Source organism: Polynucleobacter finlandensis, from assembly GCF_018881755.1.
Lineage (GTDB): Bacteria > Pseudomonadota > Gammaproteobacteria > Burkholderiales > Burkholderiaceae > Polynucleobacter > Polynucleobacter finlandensis.
The window spans coordinates 1-20,284 of the sequence record NZ_JACVPS010000020.1 but is presented as its reverse complement, the minus strand read 5'-3'; the positions used below and the strand labels follow the sequence as shown (position 1 = coordinate 20,284).

General features: G+C 42.0%; 18 protein-coding genes. 11 read left to right on the top strand and 7 right to left on the bottom strand.

The genetic code is table 11. The features are described from left to right. Positions 1 to 107: 107 nt before the first annotated feature. The 4 genes from ICN49_RS11110 to ICN49_RS11095 are packed head-to-tail and all read left to right on the top strand — an operon-like array spanning position 108 to position 1,997. The gene (locus ICN49_RS11110) at positions 108 to 1,136 is read left to right on the top strand and encodes a tyrosine-type recombinase/integrase (RefSeq protein ID WP_216168146.1); all 1,029 of its coding nucleotides are present in this window, start codon (positions 108 to 110) and stop codon (positions 1,134 to 1,136) included. 54 nt (positions 1,137 to 1,190) lie between these two features. Further along, positions 1,191 to 1,379: a hypothetical protein gene (locus ICN49_RS11105; protein WP_216168145.1), complete on the top strand. Its 189-nt coding sequence runs from the start codon at positions 1,191 to 1,193 to the stop codon at positions 1,377 to 1,379. Then, positions 1,360 to 1,686: a hypothetical protein gene (locus ICN49_RS11100; protein WP_216168144.1), complete on the top strand. Its 327-nt coding sequence runs from the start codon at positions 1,360 to 1,362 to the stop codon at positions 1,684 to 1,686. The genes ICN49_RS11105 and ICN49_RS11100 overlap by 20 nt, the downstream gene beginning before the upstream one ends. A gap of 26 nt (positions 1,687 to 1,712) precedes the next feature. Further along, the gene (locus ICN49_RS11095) at positions 1,713 to 1,997 is read left to right on the top strand and encodes a hypothetical protein (protein ID WP_216168143.1); all 285 of its coding nucleotides are present in this window, start codon (positions 1,713 to 1,715) and stop codon (positions 1,995 to 1,997) included. A gap of 20 nt (positions 1,998 to 2,017) precedes the next feature. On the opposite strand, the gene ICN49_RS11090 is transcribed toward ICN49_RS11095, so the two are convergent. From ICN49_RS11090 to ICN49_RS11070, 5 genes are read right to left on the bottom strand one after another with little or no spacing between them, the layout of a single operon-like run. Further along, entirely contained in the window at positions 2,018 to 4,120 is a 2,103-nt protein-coding gene (locus ICN49_RS11090) for a DUF262 and DUF1524 domain-containing protein (RefSeq protein ID WP_216168142.1), read from the bottom strand. Positions 4,121 to 4,133: 13 nt separating this feature from the next. Further along, positions 4,134 to 4,841, bottom strand: a complete 708-nt coding sequence (locus ICN49_RS11085; RefSeq protein ID WP_216168141.1) for a M48 family metallopeptidase — start codon at positions 4,839 to 4,841, stop codon at positions 4,134 to 4,136. Further along, entirely contained in the window at positions 4,822 to 7,947 is a 3,126-nt protein-coding gene (locus tag ICN49_RS11080) for a type I restriction endonuclease subunit R (RefSeq protein ID WP_216168140.1), read from the bottom strand. The genes ICN49_RS11085 and ICN49_RS11080 overlap by 20 nt, the downstream gene beginning before the upstream one ends. A 51-nt stretch (positions 7,948 to 7,998) precedes the next feature. Continuing rightward, the gene (locus ICN49_RS11075; RefSeq protein ID WP_216168139.1) at positions 7,999 to 9,081 is read right to left on the bottom strand and encodes a restriction endonuclease subunit S; all 1,083 of its coding nucleotides are present in this window, start codon (positions 9,079 to 9,081) and stop codon (positions 7,999 to 8,001) included. Next, on the bottom strand, positions 9,074 to 11,587 hold the full coding sequence (locus tag ICN49_RS11070; protein ID WP_216168138.1) for an N-6 DNA methylase: 2,514 nt from the start codon (positions 11,585 to 11,587) through the stop codon (positions 9,074 to 9,076). Before ICN49_RS11070 ends, ICN49_RS11075 begins: the two co-directional genes overlap by 8 nt. 453 nt (positions 11,588 to 12,040) lie before the next feature. Between ICN49_RS11070 and ICN49_RS11065 the strand changes: the two genes are divergently transcribed. The 7 genes from ICN49_RS11065 (at position 12,041) to ICN49_RS11035 (ending at position 16,755) form a co-directional block, all read left to right on the top strand. Then, entirely contained in the window at positions 12,041 to 12,514 is a 474-nt protein-coding gene (locus ICN49_RS11065; protein ID WP_216168137.1) for a hypothetical protein, read from the top strand. Continuing rightward, positions 12,514 to 12,861 carry a hypothetical protein gene (locus ICN49_RS11060; protein WP_216168136.1) on the top strand — a complete coding sequence of 116 codons (348 nt, stop codon included), beginning with the start codon at positions 12,514 to 12,516 and terminating at the stop codon, positions 12,859 to 12,861. The genes ICN49_RS11065 and ICN49_RS11060 overlap by 1 nt, the downstream gene beginning before the upstream one ends. A 219-nt stretch (positions 12,862 to 13,080) precedes the next feature. Further along, entirely contained in the window at positions 13,081 to 13,575 is a 495-nt protein-coding gene (locus ICN49_RS11055; protein ID WP_216168135.1) for a macro domain-containing protein, read from the top strand. A 21-nt stretch (positions 13,576 to 13,596) separates the two neighbouring features. Continuing rightward, positions 13,597 to 14,568: a helix-turn-helix transcriptional regulator gene (locus tag ICN49_RS11050; protein WP_216168134.1), complete on the top strand. Its 972-nt coding sequence runs from the start codon at positions 13,597 to 13,599 to the stop codon at positions 14,566 to 14,568. Positions 14,569 to 14,582: 14 nt separating this feature from the next. Continuing rightward, positions 14,583 to 15,161 carry a hypothetical protein gene (locus ICN49_RS11045; RefSeq protein WP_216168133.1) on the top strand — a complete coding sequence of 193 codons (579 nt, stop codon included), beginning with the start codon at positions 14,583 to 14,585 and terminating at the stop codon, positions 15,159 to 15,161. Between the two features lie 81 nt (positions 15,162 to 15,242). Next, positions 15,243 to 15,947, top strand: coding sequence for a DUF3293 domain-containing protein (locus tag ICN49_RS11040; RefSeq protein ID WP_216168132.1), 705 nt, complete (start codon positions 15,243 to 15,245; stop codon positions 15,945 to 15,947). A 133-nt stretch (positions 15,948 to 16,080) separates the two neighbouring features. Continuing rightward, complete coding sequence (locus tag ICN49_RS11035) at positions 16,081 to 16,755, top strand: recombinase family protein (RefSeq protein WP_216168131.1); 675 nt, start codon at positions 16,081 to 16,083, stop codon at positions 16,753 to 16,755. 31 nt (positions 16,756 to 16,786) lie between these two features. On the opposite strand, the gene ICN49_RS11030 is transcribed toward ICN49_RS11035, so the two are convergent. Continuing rightward, complete coding sequence (locus ICN49_RS11030) at positions 16,787 to 18,769, bottom strand: hypothetical protein (RefSeq protein ID WP_216168130.1); 1,983 nt, start codon at positions 18,767 to 18,769, stop codon at positions 16,787 to 16,789. Positions 18,770 to 18,786: 17 nt separating this feature from the next. After that, entirely contained in the window at positions 18,787 to 19,515 is a 729-nt protein-coding gene (locus ICN49_RS11025; RefSeq protein ID WP_216168129.1) for a hypothetical protein, read from the bottom strand. Between the last annotated feature and the right edge of the window lie 769 nt (positions 19,516 to 20,284).

The window sequence follows — 20,284 nt, the reverse complement described above, 5'->3', positions numbered from 1 at the left end:
ACGGTGTTTTTGGAGGATAGGCAGAGTCAATTAAATCAGTAATTAGCAGCTATTTTTCAGCCAGATCGTGCTCTTGGACAACAACTTGGACAAGAAAGATACACAAAATGGCTTCCATTACCCAGCGTAACAACGCTTTTAGAGTGCGCATCTATCGCAAAGATCAGAAATCGATAGCTAAATCCTTTGTCAGTGAACCGGCAGCTGCTGAATGGCTCAAAAAGACTCAGGCACAGCTTGAGCTAGGTCTTTATCAAGAGGAGACTAAGAACCATGTCAATCTCAGGGTGACCTTTAGGGAGGCAATAGAGAAGTACATCCCCGCCCACTCAATTCACAAGGGTAACCACAAGACTGAGGCAGGAATCCTCAGTATCCTCGCCAATCGATGGGAAGGTAAGAATCTTTCCGCCATTAGTAAACAAGACATTGTTTTACTCAAGGATGATTTGCTGGCTAAAGGACGTGCAGCTTCTACTGTGAATCATTATCTGAATGCCCTATCCCAGCTCTATCAAATTGCTAGTAATGAATGGGGGTTAAAGCTAAGCAACCCCATTGTGGGCATTAAGAGAATGTCTGAACCCCAAGGACGAATGAAGAGGCTATCAATAGAGGCAGAAAGCACCCTGCTCTCCTACTGTAATCTGAATGGCTTCGATTATCTTGCCAACATCATTGTTATAGCGATTGAAACAGGGATGCGCTCAGGAGAAATTCTATCGATGCGTTGGGAGGATGTGGATTTTGCAAATCGTAGGGTCTTACTCAGACACACTAAGAATGGAGACTCCAGACAAGTGCCTCTTACCAACAGAGCAAAACAAATCCTAGAGCAGCTCTCTAGCAAAGAAACAGATGAACTAGTCTTTGAACATTGCCGCTGGGCAATCAGAAGACACTTTGCTAAAGCGGTAAAGCAATCAGCAAAAAGTCATAAAGGAGCACAGAACCCATTTATAGGGTTACGTTTTCATGATCTAAGACACGAAGCACTTAGCCGCCTATCTGATAAGGGTCTGAATGTGATCGAAATAGCTCATATCAGCGGACATAGGACTCTCACAATGCTTAGGAGATATACGCATCCCTGTCATCAAACCCTCCTACAGAAGCTTGATAGGGAATTTGTATGAGAATTAATGTAAGCATGACCTTCCCAAATAAGCAAAAAAAGAGCAGACTGAACTATGAATAAACCTTATGTCCCCTACATCAACCCAGCTCGTACAGAAGCCAGGCAAAATGGGAAAGATTCCAGTGATGATTATGGTCGCTGCATAGGTGAACCAATACAAGCCATGATGGGCTACTGGGGTGATGATGCTGGCTGGTGTATTTATCTTAAAAATGAGAGAAATGGCATCCCTAATAAATAAGTTACTTACTGCACTACTGGTAACCACAGTCACCCTAGGTTCACTTACTGTATTTGCTGGTGATACAAACTACACCAACTCTCTTGGTCAGGTCACTGGCTCGTCAACCACCTCAGGTGGAATGACTACTTACTATGATCGCCTCGGTTCACCCATAGGTTCTGCTAGTAGCTATGGTGGCAGCACTACCTACAGGGATGTCAATGGATCAGCCATTGGTGGCTCATATACAGCCACTCCATTACCCGAGAGTCAACCACCAGTACCAGTGAGACCACTGGATAGGGATAGCTGGATGGCTAAATAGCTGCCTTGTAGGGGTATAGTTAAAGTATGAGCAACCATGATGATCTAGAGTATGTGGGCAAGGTCAAGGGAATGATGACCTTCAAAGAGCATGAGCAAGCTCGTCTACTGAAGCACATGGTTTTACCAGCCAGTGAACTTGCAGCAAGGAAACAAGCTGAGATTGATAGAGCCAAGGAGTTCACAAGAGCAGCAGTAGATCAAGAGTTTTATGCTGTGACCACTGAGCCTTCAGTTAGCCGAAGAGATCCTAGTCCTATTGGTGCAAGAGTTGGGATTGTGACAAGAGAGCCTTATGACGAGCAACCATAAATTAAGGTGGAAAACAGCTCTTAATTAGCCTGAGATGCTTCATAGGCTTGCGTGACTAAAGTCATGATGTAGTCGAGCTCTTCCTTCTTATAAAGCCCCACAACAACGTCTCCATTACCCCACATGCCTTTACCGGTAGCATCCCAGCAGATACCTTGGGGATCATTAATCTCAGAGAAATCAATATTTAATACAAGCTTCAAACGAGACTTCTGAGCGATGACATCTACGAAGCTACTATGTGTTTTAAATGCAATGTAGTACTTCTTACATTCCTCAGTCACCAGGGGGCTAATTGCGAGAACTCTTTGACGGAATTCCTCGTATAAAGCGAGCATATCCCCGGTTAAATGATGGTGATCTTCAATGGTCCATTCAGACTCAACCCTTGGCTCAGACTTCAGCTCTTTATATTTCGCAATTACATCATCATCAATCTTAGGAAAACTCCAGGTTTGAATGGATAAATCAGATAATTGATTGGCTCTATTAATAATCTCTTGTTCATTCCAACTATCGAGGTTGCCCAGAGATAGATTAAGGTTTAATGGACTAGTTTTAAAGCCACCAGCCATGTCACGCTTCTCAAGGAATGGTCTATCACTAAGCTCAGGGTTATAGCCGGTTAACGTGAGGTTTCCTAAAGTATGAAGGTACTTATCTTGAATACTCTTCCAGTTATCACCTAGAGAGGTAACCCATTCAGGCTTGAGCTTCTCATTTTGTGGAAGCACGTGCTCAATGGTGTACTCACCGATATTTACGGGTTCCTTCTTGCGATTAAAGTTTTCAAGCTTGGTTAAAAGATAGTTCTTACTTCTGAAGTTATAAACATCTTTACCTTGCAGCGCATTCTTAAACTCTGAATCTGTAGGGAACCTTCTATAGGAATCCTTGAGGAAGAGAATCGCCTTGAAGCTGTTCAGGTAGTCATTGGGATCGATCTCTTTATAAAGAGTTGCAAATGTTTTATTCATTGAGTTAGTAGGAATGCCGCAAATGGCTCTTCGGAAAACATAACTCTCAAGCAGCTCAATTAGTTGCCTAAAGTCATCGTACCCAAGCCTTCCCAAGCTGTAATCAGAGTAAGCCTCGAGCAGTAATGGGTAGGCAACATCGACCTTTAGCTGATTGATGCTTTGGAATTGCTTCTTAAGTAACGGATCAGGCTCTTGCTCGAGAGCCATTCTTACAAAGTATTCTGAGTAGGAGGCAATATTTTGGACTAGCGCATCAACAGACCCGAAGGATCCAGACAAAGAGAAGTCTTTAAATTCTTGATATACCTGATTAATATTAGGAATTCTTCCAAGCTTAACCGTGAGGTAGTCCCTCATGAACCTGTCGAAGTACTTGGAATACTCAGAATGCCCAAAGAGCTTCTCCATGGGAAACCAGAAGTCTTTGTATATTTTTGCCTGATGATCAGGCTTTAAGCCCATTAAGATGTAATTCCTGATTAGATCGGCTTGACTTAACTCAAGACCGGTTGAATTAAGGCTTTCGAATATCAGTTGTGGATTGTCATGCTCTCTATCAAGAGAAATATCAACAATCATGAGCTTTTGAAGCCCCTTATAGACATCTACCAGGTTTGCCTGTTCAAGCTTATCCACAAAGAAATCAAAGTTCTCCACTACCCGTTTGGAATAGTCTTCTGGTAACTTACGCCATTCAACTATTCTCAGGAGAGAATCTTTATCAGCTTGGGTAAGAATTAACTTATAAGCAAGTTCACCCTCTTCCTCAGAGTTAAGTAGGTAGTAGTTATCTAGCTTCTTAGCAGTAATCTTTTCTTGCTCAGAAACATTCAGTTCAGTTGAGCCGTTCTTAACTGCACGAGATAAAGCGGTAAGTAGGAGTGTGATAGTCGTCAGACGCTGCTGCCCGTCAATTACAAGCAGCTGGGGTACTGACATTACCTGGTACTGGCTATCCTGAATATAAACAACCGAACCAACGAAGTGAGCCTTTATATGACCAGTAGTACCAGCTTTGAGAATGTCATCCCAAAGTTGCTGGCACTGCTCTTCAGTCCAACTATAGGTTCTTTGATAAATAGGAACAATGAACTGTTTGGGGGCTTTTAAGAACCCGAGTAGGTTAGCTTCGCTTGCTTTCATTTTTGATAAACCTTCAAAAAACTACCTTATGTCCATTCTTGGTTAGCCAACGCTGCGCATCCCTATAGTTTGGCATGGCATGTTCAACCTTCCCCCAAAACTTCATATCGTGACCATTTGACTCAATATGGGTGAGCTCATGAACGATGATGTAATCAGCTATATGCTTTGGAAGTAAGGCAAGACGCCAATTAAGATTAATGCGGTGAACCTTACTACAAGACCCCCATCTAGCACCTAACTCCAAAACTCTTACAGAGGTAGTCTTATATCCAAGGGTTTTAGCCAGACTCTCAGCCCTGGGAATCAATGACTCCTTTGCAGCCCTTTTATAGAAAGATGTAAACCACTTCTCCCCACTAGAGACCCCACTGGACTTTAAAAGAAACTTCTTACCATCATGGGTGAGGTTAGATCTTCCACCGTGACTACTTATATGAAGTGAATAGCTCTCACCAAACAAGAGAAATGATTCTCCAGCTACGTATTCTTTCTTTTGCTTAAGAAGGGTATGGGTTCTAGCAAGACGCTTAGCCTGAATCCAATGCACCCTTTTATCTACTAAACGCCGAATTAAATCTAGTTTTGCAGAAATCGGTGCAAAGATAATGACGCTGTTATCAGGCTTTACTTGGATCTCTACATCTTTGCGATTAGTTCTCTTTAATGTTGCAGAGAAATCCTCAAAGACCAAGACCGGATCACGCTTGTCTGTGGACATACAGTTTTAAAAATTGATAAACAATCTTATCTGCCTCTTCAAAACTGGGGGCAAGCCCAGCTTCCAATATCTTCTCAGAGCCTTTGGCTACGATCTGTCGCTTGAAGACATCCGATGCCTGAGTATTGGCAGAGTAGCCCTCAACTGATTTAGCTATGGAAATCAATTGTTCTCGTAAATCGCTAAATTTCTTTTTAGTGCCAGCATCTGAATCAGATAAATTAATACCTATTTGCAATGCCAGTGCTGCGTCTATTGGATCAACTTGACCAGACAGTATCTCCTTTTCATGATTCCTAATCTGCTCCATGAGAAGCTCAAATTGACGTATTAACTCCTCCCAATTCTCGTTATATTTATCTATTAACCCCTTCACACGGTCCAGTAGAGGAGTGTAAAACCCAGGGTCATCTTCTAGCCTAATGCGTGCTCTATGTGTAATTCCATGCTGCATTGTGGCGGCTTGTGCACGTTTGCTGGGCTGACGATCTAGGAGTTTGGTGAAATCATCCGTGAGAATATCTACTGGTTCGATAGCAATTTCGATGCCAACAGATTGAATATGCTTGCTTATAAGCTCGTGAACCTTAGCTCCAGCCCAAGTTATAGAGGTCATCTCCTCTCGAAACCGCTCTCTTGCTAGAGCAAGAACTCTACCCAATCTTTGTGTTGCCGGAATGAATTGATTTGCTACAGAGCTAGGCATTAATAAGTCTACGGATTCAAAGAAGTTTTTCACTAATACATTAATCCCGTCCCTATCCGCCTTGGCTTCGATAGCTTGAATCATTAATTCTTGGACCGTTTGTGAGTCAATGCCTTTATCGTTCTGATGAAGAAAATCAGCTACGTTTGCTACACCCTTTTTATTGAAGAATTGAATAATTGCATTTAATCTGTATTCTGCCAAAGGCACATCTGACTCGATGCTCTTAATGCCTTCCATGATTTGCTGCTTAGCCTCATCTTCATACATAGCCAATGCATCAGCCAAATTAGCTAAGACTCCAATATAGTCAACGACAAGACCATAAGTCTTACCTTCCATAACCCTGTTTGCACGAGCTATAGCTTGAAGCAGTGTATGTTCTTTAATATTCTTATCAAGATAGAGTACTTGCTCTATTGGGGCATCAAACCCAGTAGTAAGCATGTCACAAACAATCAGAAAAGATAAATAGGTATCCGGCTTCTCCGTATTGAACTTCTTCTTAAAGTTCTCTACCGCATTCATTTCTCGAGAACGCTGACGTTCAGTTAGTATCCGAGCGTCTTCATTGGTTCCATCAGAAGAGACGACGACGGCTGACCTTAGTTTGGCAACCTCTGAAGCTAACTCTAATTCACCGCTCTGCCGAAGAGATTCACTCTTCTCCTTAACTGCTTGATCAATTGCAAGTCGATACTGATATGCAGATAATTTAGATGAAGTAATCACCTGGGCTTTAAATCTATTAGGAAAGATGCCAACTACATAGTGATCAACTATGTCTTTAGCAATCTCAGCAATCCTCTCTGGAGCCTCAAGGTAAGCATCCATATTCCCGTACTTCTGCACAATTCTTTGTTTTGTTTGATCATCAAGTCCGCTAACTAGATTTTCAAATCCCTTCTTAAGGGCTATTGGACCTGACACTACCGAGTTAACTGTCTTACCAACATATTTCAGCGGGACGGTAGTTCCATCCTCAATAGACTCCCTGGGTGTGTATATATCTAGATAAGAGCCAAATCTCGAGGTGGTTGTATTGATTAATGGAGTACCAGTAAAGCCGTACCTAACCGCATTTGGAAAAGCTAACGCCAAGTTATTGCCCAAGCTTGACCCCTGAGTTCTATGTGCTTCATCAACAATAACAATGATTCTGTCAGATTTGTTAATCTCACCAAAAGGTTGATATACGGGGACTTCAGCCAGCCCAAAAGTCTCTCGAATACCTTGATGCACCCTGTTATCACCAAACTTATGAACCATGAGAAGGTTTAAATTTGCAGTTGGAGTGCTTAAGTTACTAAGGTCGTTTCTTGAATTAACCTGAGTGATCGTTTCATGTGCGATCTTGGCGGTCTCCAAAAGCTGGCTCTCAAGATCAAGTCTATCTACGACGATAATTACTTTGAAGTCTTTTAAGTCCGGGGTCTTACGAAGCTTGCGAACAAGCATCATCATCGTAATGGACTTACCAGAGCCAGTTGTATGCCAAACAGTACCGCTACGATCCAAACCCTTCTCGTTCCTCAGCCGCTCTACAGCTTTAATAATCGCTCGATATTGTTGGTAACGTGCAATGACCCTATATTTGAAATCTGACTCATCCACTACAGCCGAGAAGTTTTCTATCAGGTCAAGCAGCCGATTAGGCTCGCACATGCTTTCAATAATGATTTCCTGGGCATTCTTATTGCCCTTTTCAAGTGGGTAAGGATCTTTCCATTGATAGTAATGACGACTTGAAGCACAAACAGCGCCGAACTTTGCACTTTCTCTGCAGGTTGCAATGTTGAATGCATTGAATACAAAGAGATCCTCACACCCCTCTTTAAGACCAGCGCTACCAGCGCCTCTTTGATTTGAATAACGCAGGATCTGATCAATAGCCTCTTCCACGGGATCTGTTCCGGCGATGGGTTGTTTTGCTTCAATGACAACCACGGGAAGACCATTAATGAATAAAACAACATCAGGACGAATCCCTTTGGTTGACCCCGGAACTTCTAGACGAAATTGGTTGATAGCAATAAAGCTATTCTTACTGACATCCTTGAAATCTATCAAACGAACCGGTTTGGATTCACGAGTTTTTTCATCTAGATCCATTGGTGGCTCAATCAACCACTCATAAGCTTTTTCATTTCTGTCGATAAGGGATCGCTCGTTAATGGCAATTGCTTTATTAGCCCATTGTGTAATTTGACCAGAAGTCATCCACGGGTTCATCACTCTAATCTGACTAAAGAGAACCTCAGGAAGATAAGCTTGGCGAAATGTAGCCCTTAGACTCTTAATGGGGTCTTCAGGTATCTTTTCGCCCTGGTCGATTACTTTCCAACCAAGGGCTTCTAACTGATTAAGGAGAGGCTTTTCAACTTCAGTGTATTCAGACATCTTTAACTTTCATTAATGAAGATGTTGGAACCCCCATATCAACCATTACCATTAATTTACCCTAACTTGCCCTGTAAGTAAGTCTTGCATCAAGCCCTGCTTTTGAGCTTTTAATTTAGACAAAAGAAGAATTTCTTTTTCAAGATCGCCGTCACAAATAGACATAAGTTCAATAAACTTATCTTGATCTTGAATATCAGGAATTGGCACCATAAGTTTTGCCATTGATTGCTTATTAAGGGTTGCACCTTTTACAGCGGTTTCTGATATGGAGTTTTGAACAACGTATGGCAAAAGATAATATAGCCAGAGAGATCGACAGGATGCATCGGGATACATAGCTGCTATAGCCTCATTCGTGTATAAATCAGTACCAGCAATAGCAACTTTTCCAAGAGTTAACTTGAAGCTCATCATCAAGGTACCCGCCTTTAAGAGCTTGACGTTACTTGAGTAAATTGCCTTTTCGGTAATACTTTCCTTTGTAGAGTAGATAATATTTGCCTTCAGGTCAGCAATTGAAACCCATGGAGAGCCGGTATTTTCTGAAGACCAATAGTCTTCATTAGCCCTGGACGGAGTGCCACCAATTTCTATGCGGCAAAACTTACCAAGCTCACGATCAATTGCAGTTAAGCTGCTTAAAAAGGTATGGAAAAGACCAGTCTTAATAAGCTTTTTCTTTTCAATCAATTTTTGGGTTAACTCAATTCGCCTATCTACCGAGCTGAGAATCACAACAATTCGTTGCTGCTCTTCATATGAAGTCTTAAATAATTCCGTCTTGTATAACAAGTCTCTACTAATGCTTGGGACTCCAGTAGCCTCATTTAGGCTAGATAAATCAAAATTGACCAGTTGGTAATACAGCCACTTAGCATCGATGCCTTCCTTGGGGATGGCAGCATAGGCGGTATCGATAACCCAATACTCACCAGTAGTGTAGGATGGGTTATTAAGACTCCCTTTACGAGGGATAACTACACCACTAGAAGCAAAAAGGGGTTTAGTGGAATAGCCAACTACCCCGCCTGTACCATACATTTTATATTTGGTTTCTGACTCACTTCTAAATCCATTAGGCGATTTACCATAATAAACGTCAGCAAGATTAAACAATCTATCTTTACTCATAACCCAATTCCTTCAATAACTGAGTTAATTTTTTAGATTCATGATTACGGCTTTCTTCTAATTCCTTTAGTGTTATTGAGTATTTACTTTGAAGATTAATAATAGATTTTTCAGCAATATTTTTAACTACTCTCAATCTCAAGAAATATGCATCAACTAAGATGACCTTCCAGCGTTTAAGAACATTTTCACGAGCTTGCTCTGGCGTTACATTAGCTCTCAATTCTTCAATGAGTTTCTCTTTTGAAAGATTAAATTCTTTGATATTTTTCTTGAGCTCTTTTAGCTCCCTTTCAAGCGCCAGATGCCTATCCAATTGAGGTACGAGCTCATTTAGTCGCTCCTGAATACTTGCCATTTTTGCTGTATCTTTTGCTTTTTTTACCACCTTAAGGCTTTTTTCCAAATCTTTTTTTGTCTCTTTAAGTTCATCGAGCAAAGCTTTTGGAAGAGCTCCGGAGTCACGAGGCTCAATGTCATCCTCTTCTGCTTCTTTGAGTTCTTGAAAAATGGTTTCTAAGTCAGTAATGCGGGATGACATCTCTCTTGTTTTCTCAAGGATGTCCGGTCTTGTAGTGATAAGAATTTCATCATCAGGAACCAAACGGCTGTCATAGCCGCCAGCTGCAATTGAAGCCAAATCATCTGTAATGACTTTGGAGAAATCAGCATAAGAGCCTAGAATCTGGAATTCATCTAAAACTTTAAGCGACTTGAGGGTTGTTAATAATTCAACAGAGAACTTTCTACGTAATTCAAATGCGGAAGATTTGCCTTGTTTAGCGATTCCATCAATCTTTATGGCCGCTTTTATAAACCACGACTCGAGTGCTGTTTTGTATTTATCTTCAATATGCTGAATGCCAGAAAAGGAATCTATAGCCGCCTTGATTGACTCCTTATCTTTAGCTAAGTCGGTAAATTTCTGATATCCAGATTTATCTTTTTTAACAAAAAGCTCAACCAATCCTGGGTAGTGTTTCAGCTCACCAGTCTGAAGTTCATCTATTTCAATTTGAGGGATGCCACCATTAATATGAGCTCTTACATCCTGTCTTTCTGGCGGAGGAGTGTTATCAACATACCTGCGAATATTTAAGTTGTAATCCTCAGCAGCCAATTCATCATACGTAACTACCCTCGAGTATCCAGGTTGCTCAATACGATTATTAAATACATTGGAAATTTTCTCGATGTCCTCTGGTCGCAATGAATTTTGATTCTTGCCCTCTTTGAAATCCCTATCGGCATTGATAAACAAGACAGATTTACGTTTAGATGCATCCTGTTTATTTATAACAAGCACAGAGGCGGGGATCCCAGTTCCATAAAAAAGTCCCATTGGTAGACCAATTACAGCCTCTAAGTAGCCCTTACTTAAAAGAACTTTTCTATATTCCTTCTCTTGACTTCCTCTAAACAGAACTCCATGGGGCATGATTACTGCGGCTTTACCCCGTTCGTTTAATGAGGCAACCATGTGCTGTAAGAACATAAAGTCAGCCTTCTTGGATCCCTTGGGGATGAAGACATCAAATCGACCTGATAACTGGACTTCAGACTCTCCTGGAGCCTTCATTGAGAAAGGTGGATTAGCCAGAACTCTGTCAAAAGTTTTAAGCCCTCCGTTGCTACTTAGATGAAGTGGTTCTTTTAAGGTGTCACCATTCCTTATGTCTGAGTTAACAATCCCATGAAGGATCATGTTCATCTTACAAACAGCCCAAGTGGCAGAGTTATCCTCCTGCCCAGCCAAGAATAAGGTATCTTTATTACCACCCTTTTCTTCCACATAGTTGGCAGCCTGAATCAACATGCCGCCAGAACCAACCGTTGGATCATAGATAGTCATGCGCTCTACTGGCTCAAGGATTTGAACCAATAAACGAACAACTTCTGATGGTGTATAGAACTCTCCACCCTTCTTACCAGCTGAATCAGCAAAGAACTTAATTAAGTACTCATACGCAGCACCCAATACATCAGGGAAATCAAGGTTGTCATCTTGCAGCTCAAGCTTATCAAATTCCGCTATTAAATCTCGCAGCTTCTGATCGTCCATTAACCGCTTCTTATCATTACCGCCAGTTTTATTGAAATCAATAGGACCAGTAAGCACTCCAGACAATTGATCGTTGTTGGCATTTTCAATTGCAGCTAATGCTTTGTTGAGGACGGTTCCCATATCTTCAGTCGCATATAGAATGCCGCTCTTAACTCCCCCTTTAGATTCAAATGACCATCTAGCTATCTCCGGGACAAAGAATTGGGGGGCGTAGGATTCTGGGCGTTCTAACCTTTGAGCTTTTAGAGCATCAGATAAACTGCTTTTGGCATTTTCCGCGATTAGCGAGTTGCGCTTTGCTACGAACTGGTCATTTAGACGCTTTAGGAAAAGCATTCCAAAGATATAAGTCTTGTATTCCGTGGGATCCATCTTTCCACGCAAGATATCAGCGGCCGCCATTAGACGGGTTTCTAGCTTAGATAGTGTTAATTTAGTCATTTTTCTCTTTATTTATTGCTAAATTTAACATGTAGGATGTCCTGGAAGGATTACAAAACTGCTATTTAAAGCAGTCTACTCATTTACAGGCTCAATTTATGAGCTAGACCAAGGTTAAGATTACTTATAAATTGAATAAATAAGGCAATCAATGAGATATGCAGTATTCGCACTTCTTCTATCCACGGGCTTTGCAGCCAGCTCACAGGCAATCTATGATGCGAACGGTCAATATAAGGGCTATAGCCAGACCTCTCCGAGCGGGGTTATAAACATATATAACGCCACCGGTCAGAATACTCAGTCGTTACAGACGGACAATGGACAAACTAGCTTCTATAGTCCTCAAGGAAACTACCAGGGAACCTCTACAGCCCCCATCACCTCGACACCAAACACCACGATCAATGTTCCCCGGAATGCTCCCCAAGCTCCAATAGTTAAAGGCTGGTAATGCAATCCCACCAACGATCAGTAATCTTTAAAAAGAATCTATCGCATAAGGACTCTGAGATAGTTTTTGATTCAATTGCACAGAATCAACTCCATGATTCAAATCGTCAGGGGGCGTGGATTCAAATTAAAGGATTACTCAAGTTCGTCTCAGATAGCGAAGAAATAAAACCAACAGTACTCACGGACCTTTTTAAAGGTGTTTTAATTGATCTTGTAGTCTATACAGGTCAGCCAGAGTTCATCCGGAAAGATGGCTTCCAAACAATGTCATTGAGTAAGGATGGAGATAAGATTTCCGCAATGATCTTTGCTAAGGCTGAAAGTTCAAGCAACCTCATGGGAATTCTTAGCTCGATGCATCAACAAAAAGAATTAAGCCTTTGGGCAAGACTAGATATAGAAGAGCATCAATTAGCAGACTTCACCCACCTCAATATACCCATAGAGCACCTAACGCTTACTTTTAGCTAATGAATGAATCACTACAGACGCTATTTCAATGTGCGGATGATGTTCAGCACTACTTCCGAGCACTTGGTGGAGCCAACCAATATCCTGGTTTCATGAATTGGCATATTCCTGCATTTGTAATCCTAGTAAGTGCGGATGAGACAGGCTCAGAGTTACTCCCCGATAGCATCTGGAGATGTACAGAGAAAATTCAAGGTGAAATAAGATCTCGATTTATTAACATTCCTCCAGAACCTCAAGATCTAGCGGACTTTATTGCAACAACCTGTAAACAAGTAATGAAATTTAAAGATCCTAAAGAAAGTCTTAATTGGCTTGGTTTCTGTGAGTCGATAAAAAATGACTAAATACATAACCCCCTTTCCTCTGGCACTTATATTGTTCGTGGGACTATGTTTAATCTATTACATCAATAAGGATTCCTGGAATGTTTTACCTGCTGACTATAACGATCAAGATGCGATTCTTCACGGTATTTGGTATCCGTTTTCATGTGTATGCAATTTTGTGATTAGCGTAATTGCATATTTAGTATTCAAAATAATCCAGATTATCGGTAGAAGATTATGAAGATTGAATGTGTGCTCGGAGATATTACCCAGCAGCAAGACTGCCAGGCTATAGCGAACGCTGCCAATAACATGTTGCTACCAGGTGCAGGTATAGCAGGTGCTATCCACAAGGCAGCAGGTAGAGAGCTAGAAAAATACTGTGAGCAATATGCGCCAATTGAAGTTGGTCAAGCCGTAATCAGCCCTGGATTCAACCTAGTCAACCCCCTAGTTATCCATGTACTTGGACCTAAGTACTTTAGCGATGTAAACCCAGAGGAAAACCTTAGTAAAGCCATTCGATCCACTCTAGCCATTGCAAATGAAAATCAAGTAGCCTCCCTTGCCCTACCCGCTCTTTCCACAGGGTCATATGGATTCCCATTGAAACCTGCCGCCGAGATAATTGTCCGGGAACTCAGGAGATGGTCATCTCCATATCCCGAGCGAGTGAGGATGGTTCTCTTTGATAAAAAGTCTTATGATGAATTTAACTCTCTAATTCAGTAACTATTCAAGCCTTCAGAAATCATGAGCGATCTAGAGCGCCTATACAAAATTAAATACATGATCCAGGCTAGGCACTGTGTTCCTATCGACGCCTTCCTAGAGGAGCTTGAGATCTCAAAGGCTACCTTCAAGCGAGACCTGGAGTACCTGAGAGATAGACTCAATGCCTCAATTGTCTATGACCGTGCCGAGGGAGGCTATCGCTTTGATAAACCTAATGTCGGTGACAAGGTTGAGCTACCTGGCTTATGGTTTAGCGAGAAGGAAGCTACTGCCCTAGTTCTAATGCAGCACCTACTATCAAATCTAGATCAAGGCGGTCTCATTGGTCCGCATATTGACCCCCTAATAGAGATTATTGATGGCATCCTTGGACGTACAGAGATTTCTGCAAAGGAACTTAGGAAACGCATTAAGGTATTTGGGGTTTCATCAAGGAAGAGCTCGCTAGAGAGCTTTGAGGAAATCGGCAGCGCCCTTCTTAAACGACAAAGGTTGGATCTCGAGTTTTATTCCAAGGCTAAAGATGAGTTAACTACTCGAGAAGTATCGCCTCAGCGCTTGATCTTCTACAGGGACAACTGGTATCTTGATGCGTACTGTCATCTACGTAAGGAACTCCGCAGTTTCTCCCTGGATGGTATCCGTAAGGTTCTCATCTCAAACAAGAAGGCTGACGAGATCCCTGAGAAGTCTCTTCAGGAACACTTTGCCGAAAGCTATGGAATCTTCTCTGGCAAGGCTACAAAAAGAGCTAAGCTGATATTTACTCCTGAGAGAGCCAGGTGGGTATCCAAGGAAACTTGGCACAAACAACAAGTAAGCAGCTTCGACAAAGATGGGAATTATATTCTTGAGTTTGATTATGACCAAGATCCTGAGTTGGTCATGGAAATTCTTAGGCACGGTTCTAGCGTTGAGGTTATATCACCAGCTAGTCTTCGTAAGAAAATAAAAGAAGAGTTAACTGTTTCATTACAAAAGTACAAATAACGGGGCAAGCCTAAATGTTTAAAGACCTAGAATTTGATGCGTCCTATACACCTGACGAAAAGGTAATTGAGTCTGCGCATAATCTTTCGGGAACTGCTTATGATGTGGCTAACTGTGTAGATAGACTTCTATGGTCAGATGTTATTTCCATAAAAAGAGTTACCAACTACATAGATTTAATCCCTGAAGGGGATATTGTTTTAATGGTTACTTGTGTAGGTTGGTCTCTGCATAAACCGTTTTGGTTTGATCCAGCAGATCCAGATCACTCAATCAATACGATCTGGAAATATGAAAGAAGTGCTCTATTTTTCAGAAGCGTACTCATATTGGATGAAATTGACGATCAATTTGGATGGGCTGACTGGATTGATGTTGATGATGATATATACACAATAAAAACCACAGATGCACCAAAAGAGGCGCTGGATTCATACTGCGATGAAGTAAAACGGGATTGGCATGAATTTGTTGATCAATGGCTTGACTGTGGAAAGCCAGACTACTCAGCTGTAGCACCTCAAGTGAGGAAAGCCTTAGATGCTGCAATTACTAAATACGATAAAAAAGTGATGCATATTACAGATCTTTAATAGATAATTTTCCTATGGGTGGAGTTATTCCGAATTGCCATACCCAGACTGTCGTCGAAATGGCTAAATAGGAGAACAAGCATGACAACAGCCAATATCGGCATACACCCATTACTAATTAAAGCTTACCGTGAAGCTAAGTTTGTAGTTGGAACAAATAATCCAATTACGCTATTCATTGGGAGTAGTAATAAGGACCTATCAAAAATCCTTGAGAAGCATGGCGTAACAACGGCTGCATTCATTACCGCTCACAATCCCTATAGTCAACCACTGGACGTTGATGGGAATGCCAATGTTCAATCACAGCTAATAAAAGATGTAGATAGTGGTGGGTACATATACATTAATGGCTATGGTGTGGATACAGCCGATCAATGGACTCGTGAAGAGAGCATTCTGATCTTGGGAATCACTGAGACTGAAGCAGAAAAACTATCTGACAAGTATCAGCAAAATGCCTTTGTGTGGATTGGGACTAAGGATGCATATGCATCACTACGGCTCCGCAGACCAATTCAAGTGCCCTCAAATGAGGAGATGGATACTTGGATCGCAGGACTGACTAACGATCAACAATCTGAGGCAAGAAAGCTAAGCGCATTAGAACAAGCCTGGCTACTGACTACGTCAGATGAGGAGCAAGCCCACTGGTTATGCCCAGTGGCATGGGATCTTAATAAAAATTGGCCTCTTGCTAAGCCTGATGGTAGTGCAATGGGTATTGGGACAGAGCTTGATCGAATGTTCAAGATTATTGCTGCAGGACAATCTCAAATATTTTGAAATAAAAATTTGTACGGGGACTCGATCTAAAGTAAAGGTCAAGGTCCCCCCGTATACCCCTTCTAACTTTTCCTTGGGTAGAGATAGGAAATAACACTCACAACGTTCGTAGCGGTTTGTGTTAATGTGAACGATGATCAAATACATCACCTACATACGAGTCAGCACACAAGAACAGGGACGCTCTGGACTAGGGCTGGAGGCACAGACTCGGGATATTGATACTTACCTTCAGAACTTCTCAGGGCAGCCTTATATGGTCATTAAGGAGTTTGTAGAGGTGCTGTCAGGTAGTGATGACTCTAGACCAGAGCTCTTCAAGGCAGTGAACCTCGCTCGTAAGGAGAAAGCTGTCCTATTGGTTGCCAAACTAGATAGATTGAGTCGCAAGGTTTCTTACATTGCTACGTTGATGGATGACAAGACAGTTCGATTCCGGGTGGCTAACCTACCTCAAGCAGATAACTTTCAACTTCATATCTACGCAGCACTAGCCGAACAAGAAAGAGCTTTCATATCTCAGAGAACTAAGGCTGCACTAGCTGTAGCCAAGTCCAATGGTGTCAAACTGGGTGGCTTGAGGGCTAACACCGCCCTACTCAATCAGGTGAGATCTGATAAGGCTCTGGGCTTTGCTAGATCCATTAAGAAACTTCTTGTACCCATGGTCAAACAAAAGATGTCCCTAGGGGGAATTGCTACAGCATTAAATGAGGCTGGTCGCCCTACAGTCAGGGGTGGTAAATGGACTTCAACGCAAGTCTCTAGGGTGCTGGAAAGGCTGGAATTTAATAAACCCATCCTTTAGTCATAGCGTGGCTCTCCCTGTGATGCAGAAGTTAATACCTAATAGTTAAATCACTTTTCTGAAAGAACGAAGTATCACCCCTACCCTTAATCGGTTGATACGCAACACCTATATCAGCTAAAGCACGATTAAGTTGATGATTTGGATCACGAACAACCTTTAGAAGTGACTTCATACCCTCTTTTGAGAGACCCAAGTCTGCCATTACTTGTTTAGCCGTAATTTCTCCGGGCTCACTATTGTTCATTAATACGAGCAACCCCTCATGGCTAGATCCCTTACGGATTAATGCTTTTTCACCATCAATTTCAAGATCCCAAGTTTCCACCTGGATGCCCGGCATCTCTTGTTTGATATTTTCAATAATTTCATCCCCGGACTTATCGCTGGGAAGCGTAATATAAATTTCACTCTTAGGGCAGTTACCTAAACTATCTATTACCGCTCTACATAAGATTCGATTCATTGCCTGAATGATGTCGGTGGTTAATTGTCTAACACCCATTTCAGATCGAACGTCCTCAAATTCTTTCCACTGGGGATTCGATAGCCACTCATTCGTTTGAAGCCCTTGAGTTGCCATAAAAAGATTATTGGACCAAATTGGACCACGGTAAGGTAAGCCAATAAGGATTGCGGTGTCGCATGTACGCCAATCATTACGACCATCAAGAGCACCCCAATGACCAACTTTAAAGTCTGAGAACTCGGGACTTAAGGACGCAGCTTGGTGCTCAACGCTTTTATGACAGACAAATAGGATATTCCGACTCTTACCATTCCTCTTTTCAATATCTCGCAATGCTCTTGAAAACCTCTCAGGTGCTAGGTCTTTCATTCTAGATTTCCCCAAGCCAGCCACCCTGCTAACAAATAGCGTTAAATTTGAATACTTACGGGATCCACCAGGTGCAGGAATAATCTCTGCCCTATCTTCAAGCAGTCTCCATAGCATTTGCTGAGTAGCCGTTGCATCCAGGATGACTGGGCTAATTGCACCCTCTGGAATAAGAAGACGTGCACTATTGAAGGTGAAGAAATTACCCTTCTTAACGTGATAAGCCCAAGCACTAAAGATCGCCTCTACATCACGTAAGGTCGTATCTACAATATTGGCTTTTGTAAGTTTTGCGCTGGAGGACTTGGTTTTAAGATCAATTTCGTCGTACGCTACTTCCTCCCTCATGTAACGCCTTAAATCACCCATCCGAAACTCTTCAGGAAAGTTAATAGTCCTGTTAGCGACACCACTCCAGACTATACGGGTAGGCATTGGGCTGGTACGGTCTATATTTTGAGTGGAGAACTTTTCTAAGGTATCACTTAATACCCTTAGAGCCCTCACTGGAGCTGGGAACTTTTGCTCAATCTCAGAGTCGATATAACTTAGCGCAGTACGAATATCTTGGTCAGTAATTTGATTGGCTTCAATGATATTTCCAAGACTCTCATCGATAACCGTTAGTACCCTTGGAATCTCAATGATGCCCTGTGGTATCCACTGGTGAATATTCTCCCAAGTATCATTTACTGTGATTCTCTGCAATGCATTCACATAAGCAGCATGGGTGATGACAAGCACTGGAAATTGCTTTACTACCTCTGGTGATGTCCTTTTCCCTGAGTGGTTTGAGACAGCGCACTCATATCCAGCAAGCTCATTAATTCGCTCAGCTAGATCATCTGCCTCTGCCATCAATCTGGTGACGATCAATACCCCAGAAGGTTTGTCTGAATCTTTTCCAGCCCTAGCTAGGAGTGCACTGTAGACAGCCAAGCCTTGAGACTTCCCAGTACCAGTAGGTGGATTGAGAATTTTCCACTTGCCACTTGTGTCACCGTAACTTGCAATGACTTGATTAAAGGTCTGACCTAGAGTCTTCCAGACAGCCCTTAATGCTTCACTACTGATATTCCCAAGAGTGTTAACCCAGTGCTTCTCCATAGCCTCAATAAAGAGCGGAAGATCGATACCCAAATACTTCATAGCGATGGCTTTGTTATCTTTATTCATTGCTCCACTGTAGCTCTTCAAGTGATGCCTACTAGTGCAGCTCGTACACGTTTATCTAACTCTTCTTTAGCATCCACTCTCTTGGAGATAGCTTTGCTGAACTGATACCCGGTTACACCAAAGACTTGGTTGAGTAATTCGTACACGGTATTGACCTCAGGTACTGACATCTCAGGCACATACTTGACTATAGGTTTACCTGTTCTCTTATTAATCAGTGCGGGATCAATGAAGTGACTAATACGTCTAATATGCTTAACCAGCTGGTGCTTATAAGACCTCTGGTTCACAAACATACTTGGCATGTCATCTTCAAACCTCTGAAAGGATGACCATAGTAGTAATACCTCATCCATAGGCGCATTCTTTAGTAAGCTCAGGAGCACTTGGTAGCCTTTACGTTGCCCTTTACTCCCAGCTATCCCACTCTCGTATTGCTGAAGGTATTTATCCACAGCCTTACCTAGATGTACCCAGCGTTCCCCCAAGGCTAACTTGAGGTCACCAAGAGAGGGGTTACTCTTGTTGGACTCAAATAACTCTTGGATCTCCTGGGTGGATCTTTGAAGACTACTAATCTTGATGGAGACTTGTAATGGGTCTCCTTTTAGGTGGAATCCATGTTCGTGCTTATTGCAGTACTTCTTTCCACTCTTTCTTAGTTGTGAGCAGCCAGCAATCTGACAACCACGACCATAAACCTGAGACATCTTAGATTCTCTTTGAGACATTACCTGTTGAGCCATGGTTACCCTTTGGGTGCTACAGGTAGTTAACTCAAAGATCCCCAGTAGACCCTTAATAGCTCTTGCCAATAACTCATATTAAGGCATTGGAAGTGGGCTTTACCTAAGCCAAGCTAACTAGACTGTACAGACCCCATGGGTGAAACCTAAGGATAACTAATGGGGTGTTAAGTTTTAATCTACTGTATAGAGCTTCGACACCCTATTCTTTTACTCAGGTTGTTGGTTGTGGTCGTATAAGGTAGCTCCAACTCGTAGAGCATTTAGGATATTTTTATCGGTAATCATTGGTAATCAGCTTGAAGCTGTTAAGCAATGGGAAGATAAAGGGATTCTAAAAGTGCTGCCGCATAACCAAGGGGCTGCAACTACGGACAACCCTTACAAGATTGTCTATTTTGTCTAGTTGATAACTCAACCTAAGGGTCTCCTTGGAAATTCTCTGGTATGAGCGACAGCGAATCTCCACACAGAGTTAAACCCAAGGATTACCTTAGCCATAACTAGTGGCGATTACCCGTTAATGTCTATCTTCACTAAGGTCTTCCTAGGTATCTACCTGCAACAAGAAGTTCACACAAAGCTAATCTGTCGACTTTAGTGGTGACTGCCAAGTGAACCTGGAATATCTGGACAAGTAGTTGGACAACAAACTGGTGTTTTGGACAAATATTAGCTATATTGGACAACTTAGAGGAACACTATCTAAGCTGTACAAATATGTTGCAAAGTATTGATTTAAAAGACTAGTGGGTTGTATTTAGTGGCC

What these genes read in the sequence shown, in the direction of transcription:
- ICN49_RS11030 (WP_216168130.1), bottom strand. Translation starts at nt 18,769, where the DNA reads ATGAATAAAGATAACAAAGCCATCGCTATGAAGTATTTGGGTATCGAT.
- ICN49_RS11025 (WP_216168129.1), bottom strand. Translation starts at nt 19,515, where the DNA reads ATGGCTCAACAGGTAATGTCTCAAAGAGAATCTAAGATGTCTCAGGTT.
- ICN49_RS11055 (WP_216168135.1), top strand. Translation starts at nt 13,081, where the DNA reads ATGAAGATTGAATGTGTGCTCGGAGATATTACCCAGCAGCAAGACTGC.
- ICN49_RS11065 (WP_216168137.1), top strand. Translation starts at nt 12,041, where the DNA reads ATGCAATCCCACCAACGATCAGTAATCTTTAAAAAGAATCTATCGCAT.
- ICN49_RS11040 (WP_216168132.1), top strand. Translation starts at nt 15,243, where the DNA reads ATGACAACAGCCAATATCGGCATACACCCATTACTAATTAAAGCTTAC.
- ICN49_RS11105 (WP_216168145.1), top strand. Translation starts at nt 1,191, where the DNA reads ATGAATAAACCTTATGTCCCCTACATCAACCCAGCTCGTACAGAAGCC.
- ICN49_RS11070 (WP_216168138.1), bottom strand. Translation starts at nt 11,587, where the DNA reads ATGACTAAATTAACACTATCTAAGCTAGAAACCCGTCTAATGGCGGCC.
- ICN49_RS11060 (WP_216168136.1), top strand. Translation starts at nt 12,514, where the DNA reads ATGAATGAATCACTACAGACGCTATTTCAATGTGCGGATGATGTTCAG.
- ICN49_RS11045 (WP_216168133.1), top strand. Translation starts at nt 14,583, where the DNA reads ATGTTTAAAGACCTAGAATTTGATGCGTCCTATACACCTGACGAAAAG.
- ICN49_RS11090 (WP_216168142.1), bottom strand. Translation starts at nt 4,120, where the DNA reads ATGAAAGCAAGCGAAGCTAACCTACTCGGGTTCTTAAAAGCCCCCAAA.
- ICN49_RS11095 (WP_216168143.1), top strand. Translation starts at nt 1,713, where the DNA reads ATGAGCAACCATGATGATCTAGAGTATGTGGGCAAGGTCAAGGGAATG.
- ICN49_RS11080 (WP_216168140.1), bottom strand. Translation starts at nt 7,947, where the DNA reads ATGTCTGAATACACTGAAGTTGAAAAGCCTCTCCTTAATCAGTTAGAA.
- ICN49_RS11075 (WP_216168139.1), bottom strand. Translation starts at nt 9,081, where the DNA reads ATGAGTAAAGATAGATTGTTTAATCTTGCTGACGTTTATTATGGTAAA.
- ICN49_RS11110 (WP_216168146.1), top strand. Translation starts at nt 108, where the DNA reads ATGGCTTCCATTACCCAGCGTAACAACGCTTTTAGAGTGCGCATCTAT.
- ICN49_RS11085 (WP_216168141.1), bottom strand. Translation starts at nt 4,841, where the DNA reads ATGTCCACAGACAAGCGTGATCCGGTCTTGGTCTTTGAGGATTTCTCT.
- ICN49_RS11100 (WP_216168144.1), top strand. Translation starts at nt 1,360, where the DNA reads ATGGCATCCCTAATAAATAAGTTACTTACTGCACTACTGGTAACCACA.
- ICN49_RS11035 (WP_216168131.1), top strand. Translation starts at nt 16,081, where the DNA reads ATGATCAAATACATCACCTACATACGAGTCAGCACACAAGAACAGGGA.
- ICN49_RS11050 (WP_216168134.1), top strand. Translation starts at nt 13,597, where the DNA reads ATGAGCGATCTAGAGCGCCTATACAAAATTAAATACATGATCCAGGCT.